A 19,720-nucleotide genomic window follows, 5' to 3' on the forward strand; every position below is an offset into this window, starting at 1 on the left:
GACCGTTTCTCTTGGCATCGCCAGCGGGAGGGACCAGACAGGTCAGGTCAGTCGGCCAACGTGTAGCGGACGACGGTGTCCTCGCACGGCCCCTCGGCGAACATCTCAGCACCTCCGGCTCACGGTCGTCCGCGGTGAGCTGCCAGGGGAGCTTGGTGGTCCTCTGCTCCCCTCCGTATCGGCACTGTGCGTCCGTCCGGGAGGCATCATCCAGATGACCGGGGCTTGGTCGGAGTCCAGTTGAACCATGTTCTCTTGTCCCTTGGCGTTGGCCTTCCGTCACTGGGGCTTGCTCTGCGAGCAGGCGTCCCATGCGGTGCTTCGAGCGTCAGTCGCTGCTTGTCCGTTCTCGTTCACGGCGACAGGCTCTGGTGCCCCAGTTGCCCCGCATGAGCCGGAGCTGCTTGGCGACGGGGCTGCCGGAGGAGCCCGCATAGCTCTGGGTGCAGTCGGCCGTGCCAAGGACCGTCGGCGCCTCGGCGCCGCCCCGCACGCGCGGGGAGCACCTTGGTACGCCATTTTTGGCGTTGATGTCCCAGGGACCGCCCCCGCACGCGCGGGGAGCACCCCAGAATGTTGCTGAGCCTGACCTTTACCGTGGGACCACCCCCGCACGCGCGGGGAGCACGGAAGAGAGCAACCGTGGGAATCCGCCTGATCGGGACCACCCCCGCACGCGCGGGGAGCACGGTCGGACGTGGCCGGACTACTGCCAGGACCGGGGACCGCCCCCGCACGCGCGGGGAGCACCAGGCCGGAGACGTCCTCGCGCAGGGACCGCAGGGACCACCCCCGCACGCGCGGGGAGCACTCCGCCGTGGCGGGCCCGCCGTCCCCGGTGATGGGACCACCCCCGCACGCGCGGGGAGCACCGGCCAGCACGACCAGCGGTGCCGGAAGCAGGGGGACCACCCCCGCACGCGCGGGGAGCACGACCCTCCGCCCTGCGCTGCGGCGAGCCCGGCGGGACCACCCCCGCACGCGCGGGGAGCACGGTTGATCCCCCCGGTTGCACCCGGGGGGCGAGGGACCACCCCCGCACGCGCGGGGAGCACCTCCTCAACGAGGTGGAGACCTTCCACCGCCGGGGACCACCCCCGCACGCGCGGGGAGCACGCACACCGGGCGCCCGCACCGCGGGACCGCCCGGGACCACCCCCGCACGCGCGGGGAGCACGGCGCCCTGATGCTCCTGGTCGCGGGACCGGTGGGACCACCCCCGCACGCGCGGGGAGCACCTCGGACCTGCGCCTTCCAGTCATCGGTGTTGGGGACCACCCCCGCACGCGCGGGGAGCACCCGGTCCGTCGCTTCCGGTCCGGTCCGCTCCGGGGACCACCCCCGCACGCGCGGGGAGCACGTGGACCGCGCCCTGATCACCGGGCTCGCCGTGGGACCACCCCCGCACGCGCGGGGAGCACCCTAGGCCCTGCGATCCAGTCGATCTTCACCGGGGACCACCCCCGCACGCGCGGGGAGCACCAGGTGACGACCCCGGCGAACCCGGCCCGGCCGGGACCACCCCCGCACGCGCGGGGAGCACTGGGCAATCGAGCTGTAATTCGAGTTCGCCCCGGGACCACCCCCGCACGCGCGGGGAGCACTCCGGCAACGTCTTCGCGGCCGTGAGCGGTTCGGGACCACCCCCGCACGCGCGGGGAGCACAGTTCGTGACCTGCGGGTTTATGTGGCGCGAGGCTCGTTTTTACTTACTTCTTGAGAAACAGACATATCCACTCTTTAGCGAAGGCAACCGCAGATACACGGTCCCGAAGCCCTCCTGCACCCCGACTGAGCAGCAACGCTCCCGCGCCCGCAAACAGCACCAGAGCCGCTGGCCCGGGGGAACCACCACCCGCTCAACGCGACAGCCGAGCCATCAGCGAGCCTACCCGGCCTGAACAACCGAAAAGGCGAGCTGACGGGAGGACGGACCGTCACGGATAGTCGACGCTAAGGGCTGTCGCGCAAAGGGTCGGTGGGGCGAAGGTCGGCTGAAGGCGCCGATGCGGGCTGGGTAGATACCGTGTAGAGGTTCATGGAGGCAGCGGTCTTGGGGGACAAGTGGGACGCAGCAGGTTGCCTGTGGAGAATGCGGGCGTCGGCGACCTCTGGCTCTTTGTCGAGCCGTACGGTGAGGACTACTGGCTGAAACCCGGGGAGGTCTTCACGGTCGCTCCGGAGGTTGAGGGCATCGATGTCTGGTTCTCTACCGCTGTCAGTCAGGAGGGCATCACTGTGTGGCTCTATGAGGACGGTGACCCAGCCAAGGTCGTCCTGGAATACACAGTGACTGACGCGGACGGCAAACGGCTGGAGTGCGGGCACCAGAGACCCCCGGAGCCGACGGGCTCCGGCGCGGCTGAGCCGGGCTGAACCCTCGCTCATCGGCTGAGTGCGAGGTTGTGCAGGCGGGCGATGCCTCTCATCGCGTGATGGACGCCGTCGCCCTTCAACCGGCAGTCTCGGAGGATCTTCCAGGTCTTCATGTGGGCGAAGGCGTGCTCGACACGGGCGCGGACCTGGCGGTGGGAAGAGTTGTGCTCTTCTTTCCAGGCCGGCAGTTCGCTCTGCCCGCGCTCACGGCAGTGCGGGATGACCAGGCCGGTGCCCCGGTAGCCGCCGTCGGCGATCACGGTGGTGCGGCCGACAGCATCCTCGTCTCCGGACAGCGCCCACGCCTTGCAGTCGTTGCGGTTGCCGGGCAACGGCCGGCCGACCACCACGACGCGCCAGGTGTCGGCGTCGATGACGACCTGGTGGTTGGTGGAGTACCGGTAGTTCTTCGATCGCTCGGCCACCGTGTGGTCGCGGGTGGGGACCAAGGTGCCGTCCGCGATGAGGACGGTGCTCTTGCGGAATCGCCTGCGGGGCTTGAGCGCGAGCAGGGGGCTGAGGTGGCCAACGATGCGGTTGGCTGCGGACTTCGAGACGCCGAACAGCGGGGCGAGCTGCCGCAGCGTCAAGTTGGTACGCCAGTAGGCCGTGACCAGCAGCACCCGGTCCTCCAGCGGCAAGCTCCACGGCCGGCCTCTGCGAACCGTGTCAGCCCCCTTTTGCCGCAGCTGTGCCACCAACGTGCCGAAGGAGCGGGGGCTGCACCCGGTGAACGGGGCTATCCAGGACGGCCGTGACGCCGTGATCACACCAGCCACGGCGGGAGCCTCACACGGTTCACGCCGTGGCTGGTGCGTTGACCGGGACGCTCGCTTCGCTGACTGCCAGCACCGTCTCGCCAAGGTGGCCCGCGAACGGGGTCTCGCCGCTCATCGGTGCCACCTCGACGCGGCCTGACTCCGCCATGTCGTATCCCGCGAAGGGGGCCGATGTCTCCACGATCATGCACCAGTCCGACCCGGTCGTGATGCGCCCGCTTGAGGGACCACCCCCGCATGCGCGGGGAGCACCAGTTCGTGACCTGCGGGTTTATGTGGCGCGAGGCTCGTTTTTACTTACTTCTTGAGAAACAGGCATATCACCCCTGGCTTTGCCCACTTCAAGTGACAGCGTTTGTCAGCTGACTCGGGCAGCAGTTGAACCCTGGCGCGTGGGCCAATGTTCACGGGATTGAACGGCACGGCGCCCGCGCCGGGTGGGCGGATGCCATGATCGCTTGGCGGCCTCGCACCTCGGCATGCCATCCGGCAGTACCGGGCCGTAGTTGCGACAGCGTGACCAACGGAAGGGACCCGGCATGCGCAGACTCGTCCACTACATCGCCACCACCCTCGATGGCTTCATCGCGGGCCCGGACGGCGGGGACCCCACCGGTCCCAACGGCTTCTGGCCCATACCGGAGGACTACATACAACACCTCGTGGCCGAGTACCCGGAGACGCTGCCCGTCCATGCCCGGCAGGCTCTGTCCGTCACGGCGGAGGGCACGCACTTCGACACCGTGCTGGAGGGGCGGCGCAGCTACGAGATCGGTCTTGCGGCCGGTATCACCGACGCCTACCCCCACCTGCGTCACCTGGTGTTTTCCCGGACCCTGACCGAGAGCCCGGACCCGGCCGTCGAATTGGTCGCCGACGACCCGGTGGCGACCGTGCGCGAACTCAAGCAGCAGGACGGCAAGGACATCTGGCTCCTGGGCGGCGCCGAACTCGCGGGCTCCCTGTACGCCGAGATCGACACGCTCATCATCAAACTCGGCCCGCTGACCATCGGCGACGGGATTCCGCTGTTCTCCCGCAAGGCTGCCTTCGACCCGCGCACCTGGACACTCGCAGACCACACCGCCCTCAAGAGCGGCGCGGTGTTCCTCACGTACACGCGCGTCGGCAGCTGAACGCTCGGACGAGCGGCGCTTGTGGAGGCCGGGCGCGGGCGCGCTCAGAGGGTCACGCAAGCGCCGCCGTGCCGCGGCGCCAAGGCCGTGGACGGCTGCAACAGAGGTGAGCAGCGCGGGGTGTTCAAGCTGGCTCGCGGACCGCGCCCTCTCCCCCGTCAGTGGAGCAAGCAATAAACCGCCGGGTGCGGCACCCACCCCCTCACCTCCGCCGGTACAACTCCTCTATCTCCGCCGTGAAGTCCCGCGCGATCGCCTCCCGCTTCAGCTTCAGCGACGGCGTCAAGTGGCCGCGTTCCTCCGTGAAGTCCACTGGCAGGACAGTGAACTTACGGATCGACTCCGCCCGCGACACCAGGCGGTTCGCCTCGTCCACCGCCTTCTGGAGCGACGTGCGCAGCTCCTCGTCGTGGACCAACTCCCTGAGCGGCACGTCCTGTTTCTTCGTCATCTGGCGCCAGTGGTGGAGGCCGTCCGGCTCCAGGGTGATCAGGGCCGTAATGTACGGGCGGTTGTCGCCGACCACCATGCACTGGCCGACCAGGGGGTGGGCGCGGAGCCAGTCCTCCAGAGGGGCGGGGGTGACGTTCTTGCCGCCCGACGTGATGATGATGTCCTTCTTGCGGCCCGTGATCGTCAGGTAGCCGTCCTCGTCCAGTGTGCCCAGGTCGCCCGTCGGGAACCAGCCGCCGTCCAGGAGGTACGGGACCGGCTCCGCGCGTTCCGTGTCCCAGTAGCCCCGGAACACCTGGCCGCCCCGCAGCAACACCTCGCCGTCCTCCGCTATGCGTACCGATGTGCCGGGGAGGGGCCAACCCACCGTGCCCAGGCGGGGTTTGAGGGGTGGGGTCACCGTGTGGGCCGCCGTCGTCTCCGTCAGGCCGTAGCCCTCGAAGATGCCGATGCCCGCGCCCTCGTAGAAGGAGGCCAGTCGGCGGCCCAGCGGGGAGCCGCCGCAGATCACGTACCGGACCCTGCCGCCCAGCGCCGCCCTGATACGGCGGTAGACCAGGGGGTCGTACAGGGCTCGGGCGGCGCGCAGGCCGAAGCCGGGGCCCGGGCCCGTACCGTGTTCGGCGGCCTCAACTGCCTTGCCGTAGCGCTGCGCTATGCGGGCCGCCCGGTCGAACGACGAGGCCCGGCCCATCTTCTCGGCCGTCGCCCGGCCCGTGTTGTAGACCTTCTCCAGTACGTACGGGATGGCGAGGAGGAAGGTCGGGCGGAAGCCCGCCAGGTCGGCCAGCAGGTCTTCCGTCTGGATGGAGGGGGCGTGGCCGAGGCGGACTCGCGCCCGCATACAGCCGATCGCCACCATCCGGCCGAAGACATGGGAGAGGGGGAGGAAGAGAAGCGTCGAAGCCGGGTCCTTCGAGACGGACTTGAAGACCGGGTGGAGGAGTTCGATCGCGTTGTCCACCTCCGCGAAGAAGTTGCCGTGGGTGATCACGCAGCCCTTCGGGCGGCCCGTCGTGCCCGAGGTGTAGATCAGGGTGGCCGGGCTCTCCGGTTCCAACGTGGCGCGGCGCGCCGACACCGCCTCGTCGGGGATGTGCCTGCCCAGCGACCTGAGGTGGGCGATCGCCCCCGTGTCGAACTGCCACAGATGCGCCAAGTCGCCCAGCTGCCTGCGTTCCTGGCTGATCAGGCGGCCCTGCGCCGTCGTCTCCACCGCGCAGGCCACCGCACCCGAGTCCTGGAGAATCCAGCGGGCCTGGAAGGCGGACGAGGTGGGGTAGATCGGGACCGTCACCAGGCCGGCCGCCCAGGACGCGAAGTCCAGCAGCGTCCACTCGTACGTCGTACGGGCCATGATCGCGATCCGGTCGCCCGCCCGCAGCCCCTCCGCCATCAGGCCCTTCGCGACCGCCAGCACCTCGGCGGCGAAGTCGGCCGCGGTCACGTCGTGCCAGGTCCCCTCGGCGTCCTTCCGGCTCAGCACCGCCTCCGCCGGGGCCTGGCGGGCGTTGTCGAACGGGATCTCCGCCAGCGAACCCCGCAGCACCTGGGGCGCGAACGGCGGTACGGAGACCTCCTGGACCCTTCCGTCCGGGCCTCTCCTCTTCGTCGGCTCCACAAGGACCGGTGCGGCCTGGGGAGTTGGGGTTACGGGGGCGGATGAAGGCGTTGACACGTGCGGCTCCTCGGTGGCGGGGGGTCGGGCGGGTCTTGTCGCCGGGTCGTCCGTCCGGCAAGCGAGCAATCAGGCGGGGAGGCAGGAGGCAGGGCGGGGAGGGAAGGGAAGGGATCACGGGGGCTCCGGTGGGCTGCCGTCCAGGTGTCACCCGGGGCGTCAACCAGGGCGTCGCGCAGGGCATCAACCGGACCGGCCGCCCTGGCCCTCAGCCAGGGCGTCAACCGGACCGCCCCCCTGGGCCTCACCCGGGTCGCCGTCGCGGACAGCCTCCGGAATCGTTCATCTCGACCAGCTCCTGACTCTTCAGTAACCTTACTCCGGAGTAAATCTACGACCGAGCAGGGAGTCAGGACAATGGCCGATCGCTATCTGCACCTCACCGGCACAGCCCCCGGCCGCTTCCTCACCCGCCGTCTCGGCCTCCCCCGGCCCACCCCCCTGCTCCGCTGGTCCCCGGAAACCCCGCGGCTCGACGGGGCGCTGCTGCACCTGACGGCGGGGGTTCCCGCGGTCGCGGGGGTCGCGGAGGTGCTGGACCGGGTCGGGCTGCCGGTGGTCGGGGGCTCCGGCCGGGCCGACCGGACCGCCGCGATCGTCCTCGACGCCACCGGGGTCGCCAGCGCCGCCGGGCTCGGGGACGTGTACGCCGCCCTGCACCCCGTCGTCCGCTCCCTCGCGCCGGGCGGGCGGGTCGTCGTCCTCGGTACGGTGCCCTCCCCCGCCGACCACCACCAGGCCGCCGCCCAGCAGGCGTTGGAGGGGTTCGTCCGGTCGCTGGCGAAGGAGATCGGGCGGGGCTCCACCGTCCAGCTCGTACGGGTTCCCGGTGGTGGCGGCGGGACAGCGGAAGCCTCCGAGTCCACCCTGCGCTTCCTGCTCTCCCCGCGCTCCGCCTACGTCAGCGGCCAGGTCATCGAGATCACCGCCGAAGCCCCCGGCCCCGGCCCCGTAGCCGACCCCCTCACCGACCCCGCCGCCCCGCTCACCGGCCGCACCGCCCTGGTCACCGGGGCCGCCCGCGGCATCGGCGCCGCCGTCGCCTCCGTGCTCGCCCGCGACGGGGCCCGGGTCATCGCCCTGGACGTGCCAGGAGTGCGCGAGGAGCTGGCACGTACCGCCGACCGGCTCGGCGCCACCGCCCTCCCGCTGGACATCACCGCGCCCGACGCCGCCGAACGCATCGCCGCCGCCGCACCGGACGGGCTCGGCGTCCTCGTCCACAACGCGGGGATCACCCGCGATCGCCGCCTCGCCAACATGCCCGCCGGTCACTGGACATCGGTCATCGAGGTCAACCTCGACAGCGTGCTCCGCACCACCGACGAGCTGCTGAAGTCCGGCGCCATCACGCGCGGCGGCCGGATCGTCGCCACCGCCTCCATCGCGGGCATCGCCGGGAACACCGGGCAGACCAACTACGCGGCGAGCAAGGCCGGGATCATCGGTCTCGTCCGTTCGCTCGGCCCGCGCGCCGCCACCGACCACGGCGTCACGGTCAACGCGGTGGCGCCCGGTTTCATCGAGACCAGGATGACGGCCGCCGTACCGCTCTTCATCCGCGAGGCGGGCCGCCGTCTGAACTCCCTTTCCCAGGGCGGCCTTCCGGTCGATGTCGCCGAGGCCGTCGCCTGGTTCGCCCGGCCCGACTCCGCCGCCGTCAACGGCCAGGTGCTGCGCGTCTGCGGCCAGAGCCTGCTGGGGGCGTGAGCGTGATGACCGGGTCCGGACTGAGCACCTCCCTCGTACGCGCGGCCGTCACCTCACCGTTCAAGCACGCCGGACGGCCGGGCGCCACCCTGCCCGCCGCCCGCCTCACCCTCCCGGCCGCCCCCACCGCGCCCGGCCCCCTCGCCGCGTACCGCTCCCTCTGCGGCTTCCCCGGCCAGGGGCCGCTCCCGGTCACGTACCCCCACGTCCTGGGCTTCCCCCTCGCCATGCGGCTGATGACCGGGCGGGGCTTCCCGCTGCCCGTCGTCGGGCTCGTCCACACATGGATCGAGATCGGCAGCCATCGGCCGGTGCAGGCCGCCGAGCCCATCGAACTGAAGGTTTACGCAGGCGAGTTGACGCCCCACCGCCGTGGCACCGAAGTCACCCTGGTGACCGAGGCGCGCGTCGGCGGGGAGCTGGTCTGGGAGTCGCGCAGCGGGTATCTGTCGCGGCACACGAAGAAAAGGCGGGAGGAGGCGAGTGTCCGACAGGGGCCCGAGCTCCCCGCCGTCGCCGAGTGGCGGCTCCCCGGCGATCTCGGGCGACGGTACGGAGCCGTCTCCGGCGACCGCAACCCGATCCACCTCCACCCGCTCACCGCCCGCCTCTTCGGCTTCCCCCGGGCCATCGCGCACGGCATGTGGACGGTGGCCCGCTGTCTGGCCGAGGCGGCCGGGCAGCACGGTGAACTCCGTACCGTACGGGCCGACTTCCGGGCTCCCGTCCTGCTGCCCGCCACCGTGACGTACGCGGCCGACCCGGCGGGAGCAGCCTTCGTCCTGCGCGGCCGGGACGGGCGTACGCACCTCGCCGGAAAAGTCACGAGGCACGACGGCCGGGGGCTGCCGTACGTCGGCCTCGCGGGTTCGCCGTAAAGGCTTGGCCCGTCGGTCGTCGGGGGCGGTTTGATGGGGGCGGCGGCGGTCACCTCGGCCGCCGGTGCCCCAGTCCCGTCCCCTTGAACCAAGGACACACGCGTGAGCATCCTTACGACGCACCGGGCTCTGCTGAGCCGTCTGCTGCCCGATGACCAGGCGGATGAACTTGCCGTGCGTCAGGGGCAGTTCCATGACGTCGTCATGGGCTCGGACCGTGTCGTGTGTCTGCCCCGCACCCCGGCGGCAGCGGGCCGTCTGCCCGAGCGGGTCGCCGCACTGCGCGCGCTCGCCCCGCTCGACCTCGGCTTCCGCACACCCGAGCCGCTGCTCCATGACAGTGCCCCCGGCGCCGACGGGACGCCGTTCCTGGTGCTCAGCCGCATTCCCGGAGAACCACTGGACGCCGACGCGCTCCGCGATGCAGATGCAGATGCAGATGCAGACGCCGATGCCCGTGCCCGGGTGGCCGAGAGCGTGGCGGCGCAGTACGCCACGGTGCTGGCCGGGCTGGACCGGGCCGGTGCCGACGGGGCCGTACGGGCGGTTCTGCCCGAGGCGGCACCCGACCGGTGGCAGCGCTTCGCGGAGAGCGTCCGCGCCGAGCTGTTCCCGCTGCTGTCCGGCCAGGGGCGTCGGCGGGCCGAGCGGGAGCTCACGGCGGTCCAGAGCCTTCCCCACCTCACCCGGGCCGTGGTGCACGGTGACCTCGGGCCCGAAAACGTCCTGTGGGAGTGGACGGACGGCCTGCCGCGCCTTTCCGGAGTACTCGACTGGGACGGCGTCGAGCTCGGCGACCCCGCCGAGGATCTCGCGGCCATCGGCGCCGGGCACGGCCGTCAACTCCTGGAGCGGGTAATCGCCCTGGGCGGCGACCGGTCGGACAGCGGGCTCACCACCCGCGTGGACGCGATCCGCGGCACGTTCGCCCTTCAGCAGGCCCTGTACGCCCTCCTCGACGGCGACGAGGAGGAGCTCGCGGACGGTCTGACGGGATACCGCTGACGGACGACGGTCGGCGGGCCTGGATTGCGGACGGCGGGCCCGGATTGCCGACGGCGGGCTGCCGCCGAAGTGCGCCGCTGTCAGGAGGTTCCGTCGTCCGCGCTCCCCCGGGAAACGTCCGCCGGAGGCTGCCAGGGACGGGCGTGCATCAGGTTCTCCAGGCCCGCCCAGGCGAAGTTCATCAAGGTCGCTGCGGCCTCCTTCGCCGAGACGTCCGAGGTGTCGTTGGCCCAGCCCGCCAGCGACTCGGCGGCGCCCACCAACGCCTGCGCGAGGCCCGCCACATCGCGGTCCGCGAGGGCAGGGTCGCGGTGCGCCTCGCGGGCTGCGGCGCCGATCAACGCCGTCACGAACGCGACGATCTCGTCACGCATCACCACGACCTCGCTGATGAACGGCTCCCCGTGCGAACGCGCCTGGCGGTGCAGGACCGCCCAGCCGTCCGGGTTCTCGGCGGTGTGCGTGAAGAACGCCCGCAGCCCCGACCAGAGTTGGCCGTCTGCGGGCAGCTCCGGGTCCACCCCGGCCCGTACCGCCGCCACCAGGGCCTGCGCCTCGCGCCGGATACAGGCGGAGAACAGGTCCTCCTTGGAGTGCAGGTAGAGGTAGACCAACGGCTTGGAGACGCCCGCCAGCTCCGCGATCTCGTCCATGGAGGCGGCCCGGTAGCCCCGCTGCCCGAACGTCTGCACCGCGGCGTCCATCATCTGCCGCTCCCGCACGGCGCGCGGCATCCGCTTGCCCCTCGCCGCGCCCGCGCCCGTCACCGCACCCACGTCCGACTTCCTCCCGACCCTGCCACCCGCACTTGCCCAGGGTACGGCGCCCCGCCCCCGGCGTCGTACGCGAAGCCCTCAGCGGGGCGGCAGCACGGGCCTCGCGCACAGCAGCAGCGGTGCGCCCGGAGCCGTCGCGTACAGCACCCCGGCATGGGCGGCGAGCGTCGTACGGGGGTGGGGCGGCGGGCCCGGCGTCCCCGCGTCGGCGAACGGGACCGGGCCGTCGGACGGGCCCACCGGGAGCCGGGTGCGCAGCCGGCCGTCGGCGGTGACCGCCCAGAGGCGGCAGTTCAGGGTCGTCAGGGCGACCGCGCCGCCCGCGTCCCCCAGCACGCGCCACGGCCCGTCCGGGGCGAGCGCGGAGAGGTAGTGCAAGGTGTCGTCGTGCGGGGTGACGGCGAAGAGTCCGGCGTCGCAGAGCGCGAGACCGGTCGTCCCCGGGGGCACCTGCCCCGCCTCCGTCCACTCCCCGGCCGCGTCCCCGGTCACCGGGCCCGGTACCGGGTCGCGGCGCAGCAGACGGCCGTCCTCCGTCGCCGCGTACAGCTCCAGCGGCAGGCCGCCCGCCGCCTCGCGTCCGGCGGCCAGCGCCCGTACGCCGGGGGCGAGACCAACCGGGCGCCACGGCAGGTTCTGGCCGGACACCTCCCGGCAGAGCAGCCTGCCCCGGGTGTCCGCGCCGAACAGCACGGACGCGCAGGCCGCGAGCGCGCGCACCTCGTCCGGCCCGCCCGCCGTGTCCCAGCCGTCGCCGGGGGCCGCGCCGCTCAGCCGGTCCAGGACGTTGCGGGTGATGCGGTCGGCGACCGGGTCGTCCGCGAGGACGCTCCCCCAGTTGATCGTCCCGGCGTTGAACACCGTGCCCGCGCCGAGCCGGAAGACGCCCATCGTGGCCTCCCCGCCCTGCCCGTACTCCCGCCAGTGCCGCAGGTCGGCGGTGGCCAGCACGACGAAGGAGCCCGGGGTGCCGTCCGTGCCCGTCGCCCGCGGAACGTCGCCGGTCCACTCCAGCGCGCAGGCGTCCGTCTCGTAGCCGAGGGCGCCGCGCGCGAAGGGTTCGCCGTCGGTCAGGCCGGTGCCCGCGAAGGCCCAGTGGTCCGCGAACCGGACCGTGTACGCCTCCTTCCCCATCACCGCCATGCCCTCGCCCCAGGCACCCGCGCCCCGGCGGAAGCTGAGGCCGGTCATCGTGTTCTCCGGGCGGTCGACGGGGGCGCTGGACCACTCGACGGTGGCGCGGCGCGGGTCGGTCGCCGTCACCGGGTCCGCGACCGCGTCCCGGTAGCAGACCATGGTGCGCCCGTAGTCCTCCAACCGCATCTGCCACCAAGCGGTGTTGGCAGCGAAGAAGGCGATGTTGCCGCCGCGCCGGGCGAAGTTCTCGACACTGTCGCGCATCTCCATCGACCAGTACTCGTCATGGCCGTTCACCACCAACAAGCTGTAGTGCGAGAGGAGTTCGTCGCCCTTGTGGAGGTCGAGACCGGAGCAGAAGTCGACCGGGTAGCCCGCGCCGGGGAGCCAGCGCAGCAGCCCCTCCTCCCAGCGCTCGGGCGGCGGGCCGCCGCCCGGCGAGGCGAAGGACACCTGGGGCGCGCGGTCGGGCTGCTCGGAGTAGTACAGGCCCTGCTGCGGCTTCCCGGCGTAGGTGTAGGCCCGCCAGGTGGCGAAGGGGATGGAGAGGAGGATGCGGGAGGCGGTGCCAGGGCGGGCGGCGCGCACGGCGAACCAGACCTCGTGTTCGGCCTCGTCGGTGGCGGGGCGGTTCTCCAGCGGTACGTCGAAGGTGGCGCGGTAGAGGGAGCTGGGCCACTCCTCGGGGACAAGGAGGGTCCAGTCGGGGGCGTGCACCGTCGCGGTGAGGCGGGTCTGCTCGCTGACGACGTCGGTGACCCTGACCCGTACGGCCGATGCTCCGGCGCCCATCAGGTGGAAGGCCAGCGCGCCGCCCTGGACGCAGGAGGTGCGGTCGGCCCAGGCCCGGAGCGGTTCGCCCGGCGGCAGCCCTTCGGTGGCCACGATCTGCCCGGTGGTCGCGAACCCTTCGGTGGCCGCGAACTGCCCGGTGGGCAGGTGCCCTTCGGTAGCCGCCGACTGCCCGGTGGACAACGGCCCTTGGGTGGCCGCTGTCCGTCCGGCGATCGCGGGCCCTTCGGTGGCCGTGGTGCCTTCAGCAGTCATGCCCGCGCCTTTCCCGCCGTCTCCAGCAGCTCCCCCACCCCGGTCAGGAGTGGTGCCCGGCCGGACGCCGAGGCGACGACCAGCTCCTCGATGCCGTACAGGTGCGCACGGATCATCTCCGGCGGCAGGTACACCGTATCGGCGGTCAACGACACCGCGAGCGCGTCACCCTCCTCGGTGATGTGCAGACAGTAGCGGCAGGCGACCCGTTCCTGGGTGGCCGGGAAGCCGAACACCGTACGGTCGCGCAGCTCCGCGAGTCCGGCGGCGGTGGGCGCCGGGCCGGGCGGGGCGGGGCGCTCGACCAGGCGCATGTCGTTGAAGCAGCAGTACGGGTGGACCTCGGCCCCGGACTCCGTCCGCAGCCGCTCCCCGAGCGCGTCCCACTCCACCGGGTCGTAAACGGCGGCCCGGTAGGCGCGCAGGGCCGCGCGGTAGGCGGTGGGCAGCAGATCGGTGAAGGTCGAGGTGTCCTGAGGGGTGCCGGTGTCCAGGACGAAGAGGCCGTCCTGCGACAGCGTGGTCACCAGGTCGCGGTGGGCGGCGGAGGTGCGGTTGCCGACGATCGGCATGACCGCCGCCGTACGGTGCCCCTGTCCGGCGGCCACCAGCACCGCCGCCGCCGTCAGCAGCACCGTGGAACCGCTGACCCGGTGGGCGGTGGCGACCGCCGCGACCGCCCTGGCCAGCGCCGGGGAGACGATCCGGCCGGTCCAGAAGCGGGGGGCGCGGGGCGCGGCGACCGGGTCGGGGAACATCGTGGCGGGGGCCGCCCGGTACCCCGCCTCCCAGTGCGCCAGGGCCGCCGCGCCCCGCCGCCTGCCCGTCTCGCCGTGCTGCTCCCGGGCCAGGTCCAGGGGGGTGGTGGCGGGCGGGCGTCCGGCCGAGCCCCGGCGGACCAGGAGGCGCAGGTCCCGTACGAGGACCTCCGCGCCGTGGCCGTCCGCCGCCAGGTGGCAGAGGGCCAGGACGGCGTGGGTGACCCGGTCCCCGACCGCCACCAGGGCGGCCCGGACCGGCCATTCGGAGGCGTAGGCGAAGCGGGTGGCGGAGAGCCGGTCCAGGAGGGCGTGTGCCGTGCGTTCGGCCTCGGCCTCGTCCGGGGCGTGGGCGAGGGTGACCGGGAGGGTGCCGGTGGCGGCGAGGTCCTGGGACGCCTCGCCGCCGTCGGAGGACAGCTCCAGCCTTGTACGCAGGGCCTCGTGACGCTCCATCAGCGCGGCGACCGCCCGGACCGCCTCCGCCACGGTCGCGGGGCGGCCCCGGTCGGCGAGCGGGAGGACGCGGCCGATGTTGAAGTAGTGGTCGTTCGGGGCGGTACGGCGGATCGCGTGCCAGATGGCACGTTGCCCCCAGGTCAGCGGCGCCCGGCCGGTACGGTCACCGCCGAACTCCACGGCGACGGTCTCCTCACCGAAGCCCGCCCTGCCCGCTTCTACGCCCCCCTCAGCCATGGCCCCCGTCGCCTCCCCCCAGCTCGGCGATCTGGTCCACCAGGCCGTCGAGGTCGTCCAGGAAGCGGAACGGGCCGTCCAGGTCCAGGACGATCCCGAACTCCTCCTCCACCGTGTCGATCAGCCGGAGGAACGCCAGCGAGGTGACCCCGAGCGCGGTCAGCGAACCGCCGCCCGCCAGGATCTCGGCCTCGGTCACCTCCCCGTCGGTCGCCCCGGAGACCAGCCCCGCGACCCGGGCGCGCAGCACGGACCGGGCTTCCGTCCCGGCCGTCACCCGTCCACCGCCGACGAGGCGGCGGAGGTGTCCGCCGCATCCGCCAGGCGGCGGCGCAGCGAGAGCGGCCGGATGTCGGGCCACACCCGGTCCACGTGTGCCATGCACTCCTCCTCCGACCCCCGGAAGCCCTCCACACGCCAGCCGACCGGCGGGGCCGTCCGGGCGGGCCAGAGCGCGTGCTGCTCCTCGTCGTTGACGACCACCTGGTACACCGTCGCGTCACTCATCGCCGCTCTTCTCTCTCTTCCGTACTGCTTGCCGCACTGCTTGCTGTCTGCTGGAGTCCGTTCACCGCGTCCGACACACCGGCGAGCGTGGGGGTGTCGAAGAAGACGTCGAGCGGGACCTCGACGCCGAGCCGTTTCCGGATACGGGCCGCGATGGCGGTGATCGTCAACGAGTGGCCGCCGAGGTCGAACAGGTCCTCGTCGGGGCCGATGTCGTCCAGCCGCAGCACCTCCTGCCAGATCTCCCGCACCACGGCGTCGACCCCGTCCTCCGCCGTGGCCCCGGGGCCCGCGTAGGCCCCGGGGGCCTCCGGCCGGACCCTCGGCGGCTCGGGCAGCCGCGCCCGGTCGACCTTGCCGTTGGGGGTCAGGGGCAGCTCGGGCAGCGGGACCCAGACCGCCGGTACCATCGCGGCGGGCAGGACGCGGGCGAGGTGCTCGCGCAGCTCCTCGGCGGCCGGGGCCTGGGCCGGGGGCGACCCCGCCCCGACGACGTACGCCACCAGCCGGGCGCCGTCCTCGCCCGCACCTTCGCCGTCCCCGCCGTCCAGGACCACGACCGCCTGGGACACCCGGTCGTGCCCGACGAGCCGGGCCTCGATCTCCCCCAGCTCGATCCGGTGGCCGCGCAGCTTCACCTGGCTGTCGAGACGGCCCGCGAACTCCAGCCGTCCGTCCGGGAGTCGGCGCACGAGGTCGCCGGTCCGGTAGAGCCGGGAGCCGGGCGGGCCCCAGGGGTCGGGGACGAAGCGCTGGGCGGTGAGCCCGGGGCGCCCCCGGTAGCCGTGGGCCACGCCCGTACCGCCGAGGTGGAGTTCGCCGGGGATGAAGTCGGGTACGGGCGTGCCGTGTTCGTCGAGGACGTACGCCCGGGTCGCGGCCAGCGGGCGGCCGATCGTGACGGGGGTGCCGGTGGTGAGGTGGGCCAGGGTGGACCACACGGTGGTCTCGGTGGGGCCGTAGACGTTGACCAACCGTCCGCAGGCTGCGCCGAGTTCGTCCGCCAGCGGCCCCGGCAGCGCCTCGCCGCCCGCGATGGCCACCAGCCCCGGGTGGTGGAGCCCGGCGGCCAGCATCAGCCGCCAACTGCTCGGCGTGGCCTGGACATGGGTGACTTCGTGGGTGTCGATCAGCTTGACCAGGGCGGAGCCGTCGCGCTGCTGCTCCTCCGGTACGAGAACGACGCGCGCCCCGGTCGTCAGGGGCAGCAGCAGCTCCACCGTGGAGATGTCGAAGGAGAGCGAGGTGAGCCCGAGCCACCGGTCCCCGGGGTCCGCCCCGATGTGGTCCGCCATGGTCGCCAGCAGGTTGGCCAGCGCGCGGTGCGGGATCTCCACGCCCTTGGGGCGCCCGGTGGAGCCCGAGGTGTAGATGACGTACGCGGGGTCCCCGGCGGCCGGACCGGAGGCGCGGGAACCTCCCGGCACCGGCCCCTCCCCCGCGTCGGGGGCCAGGACGGTCAGGCCCGCCGGAAGACCCTCCGGCGCCGGGCCCTCCACCACGAGCGCCGCGAGGCCCGCGTCCGACCGTACGAACTCCAGCCGCTCGGCCGGATAGCCGGGGTCCAGGGGCACATGGGCCGCCCCGGCCGTCAGCACGCCCAGTACGGAGACCAGTTCGCCCACGGACCGGGTGACCTGCACGCCCACCAGGTCCCCGGCACCGAGCCCGGCGGCGGCCAGCCGGTCCGCGAACACCCGGACGTGAGCGTCGAGTTCGCCGTACGACAGCTCCGCGCCCTCCGCCGTCACCACCGCCACGGCGTCCGGGTCCGCCGCCACCCGGTCCGCGAACATCGACACCACCGTGGCATCGCCCGGGCAGGCGGCCGGCAGGTCGTTGCCCGTACGCAGGGCCGCTTCCAGCTCGTCGGCCGCCAGCAGCGGCAGAGCGGCGAGCGGGGTCTCGGTGGCTCCCGGCGCGGTCAGTACGGCGTCGAGCAGCGTACGGAAGTGGCCGATGATCCGGGCGGGCGCACCGGGCTCGAAGGCATCGTCGCGGTACTGGAACGAGCCCGCCAACCCGCCCGGCCCGTCCACCAGTTGGAGGTGGGCCAGGTTGCGTACGGTGTGGGTGAAGCCGATCCAGTCGGTGTACGTGCCCGGCGCCCGCTCCTCCTCCCACCCGGTGCGGCGGCGGTAGCTGACCGAGAGCGGGGCGATGGCCGTACGGGGGGTGAGGCCGCCGACCGCCCGGCCGAGCGGGACGGACCGGTGGCCGTAGACCGCCCGGAGCTCGGAACGGACCTCCCGGGCGAAGTCCGCGAAGGGGCGGTCCGGGTCCGGGTGGCTGAAGAGCGGCAGCTCGTTGACGTACAGCCCGATGCGTTCGGGGCCGCCGGGGAGCCGGGTCGACAGTTCGAGGGCGGTGGCGGGCGCCTGGTTGCCGTAACGGAAGAGGAGCGTGTGCCAGAGGGCGACGAGGAGCTCGAACCGGGTGGTGCCGAGGGCCTCGGCGGTGTCGGTGAGGCGGGCGTCCAGCGCGGGCCCGAGGGTGAAGGGGTGGGCGGCGCCGGGCGCGGGGGCGGTGGTGTCCCGTACGGAGGCGGACAGGCCCGGGAGGAGGGGGGCCGCCGGGTCGTGCCAGCGCTCCGCCCAGAACTCCCGTGCCCGGGAAACTTCTTGGGCGTCCGGCTCGGCGGTGCCGACCGGCGTGGTCGCGGGCCCGGGGTGGGTGTCGACGCCGAGGAGCAGCGCGAGCAGCACGTCCTTCGAGGTGCCGTCGAAGACCAGGTGGTGGACGACGACATGCAGCACCTGGGGCCCGTCCCCGGCCGTCACCAGCGCGAACCGTACGAGCGGGCCGCCGGTCAGGTCGAACGGCCGGGTGCTCTCCTCCGCGAGCAGGGCGTCCACCTCGTCCGGGGCGCAGAACAGCCTGCGCAGTACGGGGGCGGGGCCGGTCGCCGGGGCGAGCGCGGGCCCGTCCGGGTCGATCCGGGAGCAGAGCACCGGCTGCCGGGCGAGGACGCGGGCGCACCGGGCGTCGAGCACCTCCGGTCCGGGCGGGGTGGTGAACCGGACGGTGAGCGCGAGGTGGTGGGCGGCACCGGGGGTGAGGACCTGTTCGGTGACCCACATGCCGTGCTGGGCCGGGGTGAGCGGGAGGGAGGGGCGGGAGGGAAGGGGTGTGGTCATCGCGGGGCCTCGTCGTCCAGGAGCAGGCGCAGCTCGCGCTTGAGGATCTTGCCGCCCTCGTTGCGCGGCAGGGTGGGGCGGAACAGCAGGCGGGCGGGGAGTTCGTGGGCGGCCAGCCGGTCGAGCAGGAAGGTCCGCAGCGCGGGTACGGTCAGCTCGCCGCGCACCACGACCGCGGCGGCGACGACCGACCCCAGCACAGGGTGCGGGATGCCGAACGCGGCGGCGTCCACCACCTGGGGATGGGCGTGCAGCGCGTCCTCCACCTGAAGCGTGGAGACCTTGTACGCACCGGACTTGACCACGTCCCGCTCCCGGTCGAGCAGGTGCAGATACCCCTCCTCGTCCAGCATCCCGAGGTCCCCCATCCGCACCCACCGGCCCTGGAAAACCCCGCCACCGGCGTCCGCCGCCTCCCCGGCCGGGCCGAGGTAGGCGCGCGGGGCGGCCGGGGAGCGGAGCCAGACCTCTCCGGCCTCGCCGGGCGGCAGCGGGGTGCCGTCGGCGGTGGTGATGCGCAGGTCGCTCAGGGAGGCGGGGCGGCCCGGGGAGTCGGGGCGGTCGGGGTCGAAGAGCAGGGTGACCTGGGCGGGGGCGGCCTCGGTGGAGGTGTAGTAGTTGACGATCTGGGCGCGGTCGAAGGCGCGGGCCAGGCCGAGCGCGACCGGCTGCGGCAGGGCGGCGGCGGTCGAGCCGACGAGCCGGACGCTGTCGGTGGCGTACCGGCGGGCGGAGCCGGAGTTCAGCAGCTCGATGGCCATGGACGGGACGAGGAAGACGCTGCCGACCGCGTACTCCTCGACGAGCCGGGCGAACCGTCCCGGGGTGAACTGCGGTGCGGCCACGGCGGTGGCGGCCGAGTCGAGCGCGTTGACCAGCATGGTCTGCCCGGCGTTGGTGCCGACGGGGAAGGCATGCAGGAAGTGGCGGGAGTGGCGCAGCGGGCGGCGGCGCTCGTCGAGCGTGCAGCCGTGCGCCAGGTTGGCGTGGGTGGCGGTGACGCCCTTGGGGGTGCCGGTGGTGCCGGAGGTGTAGAGGATCTGGGCGGTGGCGGTGGGGTCCGGGGCGCGCGGCACCGCCGTACGGGCCGCGCCCTCCGCCTCGACCTCCTCCTCCGTGGCCGCCCACACCCCGTCCGGCAGTACTCCGGGCGGCAGCGGTGCGCCGCCGGCCGGGTGGAGGACGCCCGACGCCCCGCTGTCGGCGAGGACATGGGCGGCGACGGCGGGGGCCTGCCGGTCCGAGAGCGGTACAGCCACCAGCCCGGCGCGCAGGACACCGCAGTACGCGACGGCGTACGCGGTCCAGTCCCCGCTGCCGTACCGGAGCACGATCCGCGCCCCCGGCTCCAGCCCCCGGGCCAGCAGCCCGGCGGCCAGGGCCATGGCCCGTCCGTACCAGGCGCCGAAGGTCAGCGTGTGCGGCCCGCAGATCAGCGCGGCACGCTCCGGTTCGGCGCCCGCGCGGTGGGCGAGCAGGGCGGGCAGGGTGCCGGGCCCGCCGATACGGACGGGGGGCGCCGGGGAGCGGTGGGGGGCGGTGGTCATCGGGCTGCCCCTACGGTGCGGGTGGAGTCCTGGTCGTCCTGGGTGTCGGTACCGGTGCCGGGTCCGTCGGGGCCGGTCCCGGCCTCGTCGGTACGGGTGT

General features: G+C 73.2%; 14 protein-coding genes and 1 CRISPR repeat array. Of the genes, 5 read left to right on the plus strand and 9 right to left on the minus strand.

Annotated elements, in window-relative coordinates; genetic code table 11:
• Positions 1-477 precede the first annotated feature (477 nt).
• A CRISPR array of direct repeats spans positions 478-1,665; the repeat unit is 29 nt; unit sequence GGGACCACCCCCGCACGCGCGGGGAGCAC.
• A gap of 420 nt (positions 1,666-2,085) precedes the next feature.
• Entirely contained in the window at positions 2,086-2,376 is a 291-nt protein-coding gene (locus tag B7C62_13825; GenBank protein ID ARF73225.1) for a hypothetical protein, read from the plus strand.
• Between the two features lie 8 nt (positions 2,377-2,384).
• Here the strand turns inward: B7C62_13825 and B7C62_13830 are convergent, their stop codons facing one another.
• The gene (locus B7C62_13830; GenBank protein ARF73226.1) at positions 2,385-3,155 is read right to left on the minus strand and encodes an IS5/IS1182 family transposase; all 771 of its coding nucleotides are present in this window, start codon (positions 3,153-3,155) and stop codon (positions 2,385-2,387) included.
• A gap of 539 nt (positions 3,156-3,694) precedes the next feature.
• On the opposite strand from B7C62_13830, the gene B7C62_13835 reads away from it, so the two are divergent.
• Entirely contained in the window at positions 3,695-4,291 is a 597-nt protein-coding gene (locus B7C62_13835) for a deaminase (protein ID ARF73227.1), read from the plus strand.
• 202 nt (positions 4,292-4,493) lie between these two features.
• Here the strand turns inward: B7C62_13835 and B7C62_13840 are convergent, their stop codons facing one another.
• Positions 4,494-6,422 carry a long-chain fatty acid--CoA ligase gene (locus tag B7C62_13840; protein ID ARF73228.1) on the minus strand — a complete coding sequence of 643 codons (1,929 nt, stop codon included), beginning with the start codon at positions 6,420-6,422 and terminating at the stop codon, positions 4,494-4,496.
• A gap of 357 nt (positions 6,423-6,779) precedes the next feature.
• Between B7C62_13840 and B7C62_13845 the strand changes: the two genes are divergently transcribed.
• The 3 genes from B7C62_13845 to B7C62_13855 all read left to right on the plus strand — a co-directional run bounded on the left by B7C62_13845 (position 6,780) and on the right by B7C62_13855 (position 10,015).
• Positions 6,780-8,132: a 3-oxoacyl-ACP reductase gene (locus B7C62_13845; protein ID ARF73229.1), complete on the plus strand. Its 1,353-nt coding sequence runs from the start codon at positions 6,780-6,782 to the stop codon at positions 8,130-8,132.
• A gap of 5 nt (positions 8,133-8,137) precedes the next feature.
• Complete coding sequence (locus tag B7C62_13850; GenBank protein ID ARF73230.1) at positions 8,138-9,010, plus strand: hypothetical protein; 873 nt, start codon at positions 8,138-8,140, stop codon at positions 9,008-9,010.
• A 102-nt stretch (positions 9,011-9,112) separates the two neighbouring features.
• A complete protein-coding gene (locus B7C62_13855; protein ARF73231.1) occupies positions 9,113-10,015 on the plus strand; it encodes a phosphotransferase in 903 nt (300 codons plus the stop codon).
• An 80-nt stretch (positions 10,016-10,095) separates the two neighbouring features.
• Here the strand turns inward: B7C62_13855 and B7C62_13860 are convergent, their stop codons facing one another.
• The 7 genes from B7C62_13860 to B7C62_13890 all read right to left on the minus strand — a co-directional run bounded on the left by B7C62_13860 (position 10,096) and on the right by B7C62_13890 (position 19,620).
• Positions 10,096-10,749 carry a TetR family transcriptional regulator gene (locus B7C62_13860; protein ID ARF77154.1) on the minus strand — a complete coding sequence of 218 codons (654 nt, stop codon included), beginning with the start codon at positions 10,747-10,749 and terminating at the stop codon, positions 10,096-10,098.
• A gap of 120 nt (positions 10,750-10,869) precedes the next feature.
• A complete protein-coding gene (locus B7C62_13865; protein ID ARF73232.1) occupies positions 10,870-12,975 on the minus strand; it encodes a hypothetical protein in 2,106 nt (701 codons plus the stop codon).
• The gene (locus tag B7C62_13870; GenBank protein ARF73233.1) at positions 12,972-14,429 is read right to left on the minus strand and encodes a non-ribosomal peptide synthetase condensation domain protein; all 1,458 of its coding nucleotides are present in this window, start codon (positions 14,427-14,429) and stop codon (positions 12,972-12,974) included. The genes B7C62_13865 and B7C62_13870 overlap by 4 nt, the downstream gene beginning before the upstream one ends.
• Positions 14,422-14,706: a hypothetical protein gene (locus B7C62_13875; protein ID ARF73234.1), complete on the minus strand. Its 285-nt coding sequence runs from the start codon at positions 14,704-14,706 to the stop codon at positions 14,422-14,424. Before B7C62_13875 ends, B7C62_13870 begins: the two co-directional genes overlap by 8 nt.
• Positions 14,703-14,936 carry an MbtH protein gene (locus B7C62_13880; protein ID ARF73235.1) on the minus strand — a complete coding sequence of 78 codons (234 nt, stop codon included), beginning with the start codon at positions 14,934-14,936 and terminating at the stop codon, positions 14,703-14,705. The genes B7C62_13875 and B7C62_13880 overlap by 4 nt, the downstream gene beginning before the upstream one ends.
• Positions 14,933-18,073, minus strand: coding sequence for a non-ribosomal peptide synthetase (locus B7C62_13885; protein ID ARF73236.1), 3,141 nt, complete (start codon positions 18,071-18,073; stop codon positions 14,933-14,935). Before B7C62_13885 ends, B7C62_13880 begins: the two co-directional genes overlap by 4 nt.
• A complete protein-coding gene (locus tag B7C62_13890; protein ARF73237.1) occupies positions 18,070-19,620 on the minus strand; it encodes an AMP-dependent synthetase in 1,551 nt (516 codons plus the stop codon). Before B7C62_13890 ends, B7C62_13885 begins: the two co-directional genes overlap by 4 nt.
• Positions 19,621-19,720: the final 100 nt, after the last annotated feature.

It is taken from the genome of Kitasatospora albolonga (assembly GCA_002082585.1).
Classification (GTDB): domain Bacteria; phylum Actinomycetota; class Actinomycetes; order Streptomycetales; family Streptomycetaceae; genus Streptomyces; species Streptomyces stephensoniae.

Coding starts and splice junctions, on each gene's coding strand:
- B7C62_13865 (ARF73232.1), bottom strand. CDS start 12,975: ATGACTGCTGAAGGCACCACGGCCACCGAAGGGCCCGCGATCGCCGGA.
- B7C62_13890 (ARF73237.1), bottom strand. CDS start 19,620: ATGACCACCGCCCCCCACCGCTCCCCGGCGCCCCCCGTCCGTATCGGC.
- B7C62_13885 (ARF73236.1), bottom strand. CDS start 18,073: ATGACCACACCCCTTCCCTCCCGCCCCTCCCTCCCGCTCACCCCGGCC.
- B7C62_13870 (ARF73233.1), bottom strand. CDS start 14,429: ATGGCTGAGGGGGGCGTAGAAGCGGGCAGGGCGGGCTTCGGTGAGGAG.
- B7C62_13860 (ARF77154.1), bottom strand. CDS start 10,749: ATGCCGCGCGCCGTGCGGGAGCGGCAGATGATGGACGCCGCGGTGCAG.
- B7C62_13845 (ARF73229.1), top strand. CDS start 6,780: ATGGCCGATCGCTATCTGCACCTCACCGGCACAGCCCCCGGCCGCTTC.
- B7C62_13835 (ARF73227.1), top strand. CDS start 3,695: ATGCGCAGACTCGTCCACTACATCGCCACCACCCTCGATGGCTTCATC.
- B7C62_13850 (ARF73230.1), top strand. CDS start 8,138: ATGACCGGGTCCGGACTGAGCACCTCCCTCGTACGCGCGGCCGTCACC.
- B7C62_13880 (ARF73235.1), bottom strand. CDS start 14,936: ATGAGTGACGCGACGGTGTACCAGGTGGTCGTCAACGACGAGGAGCAG.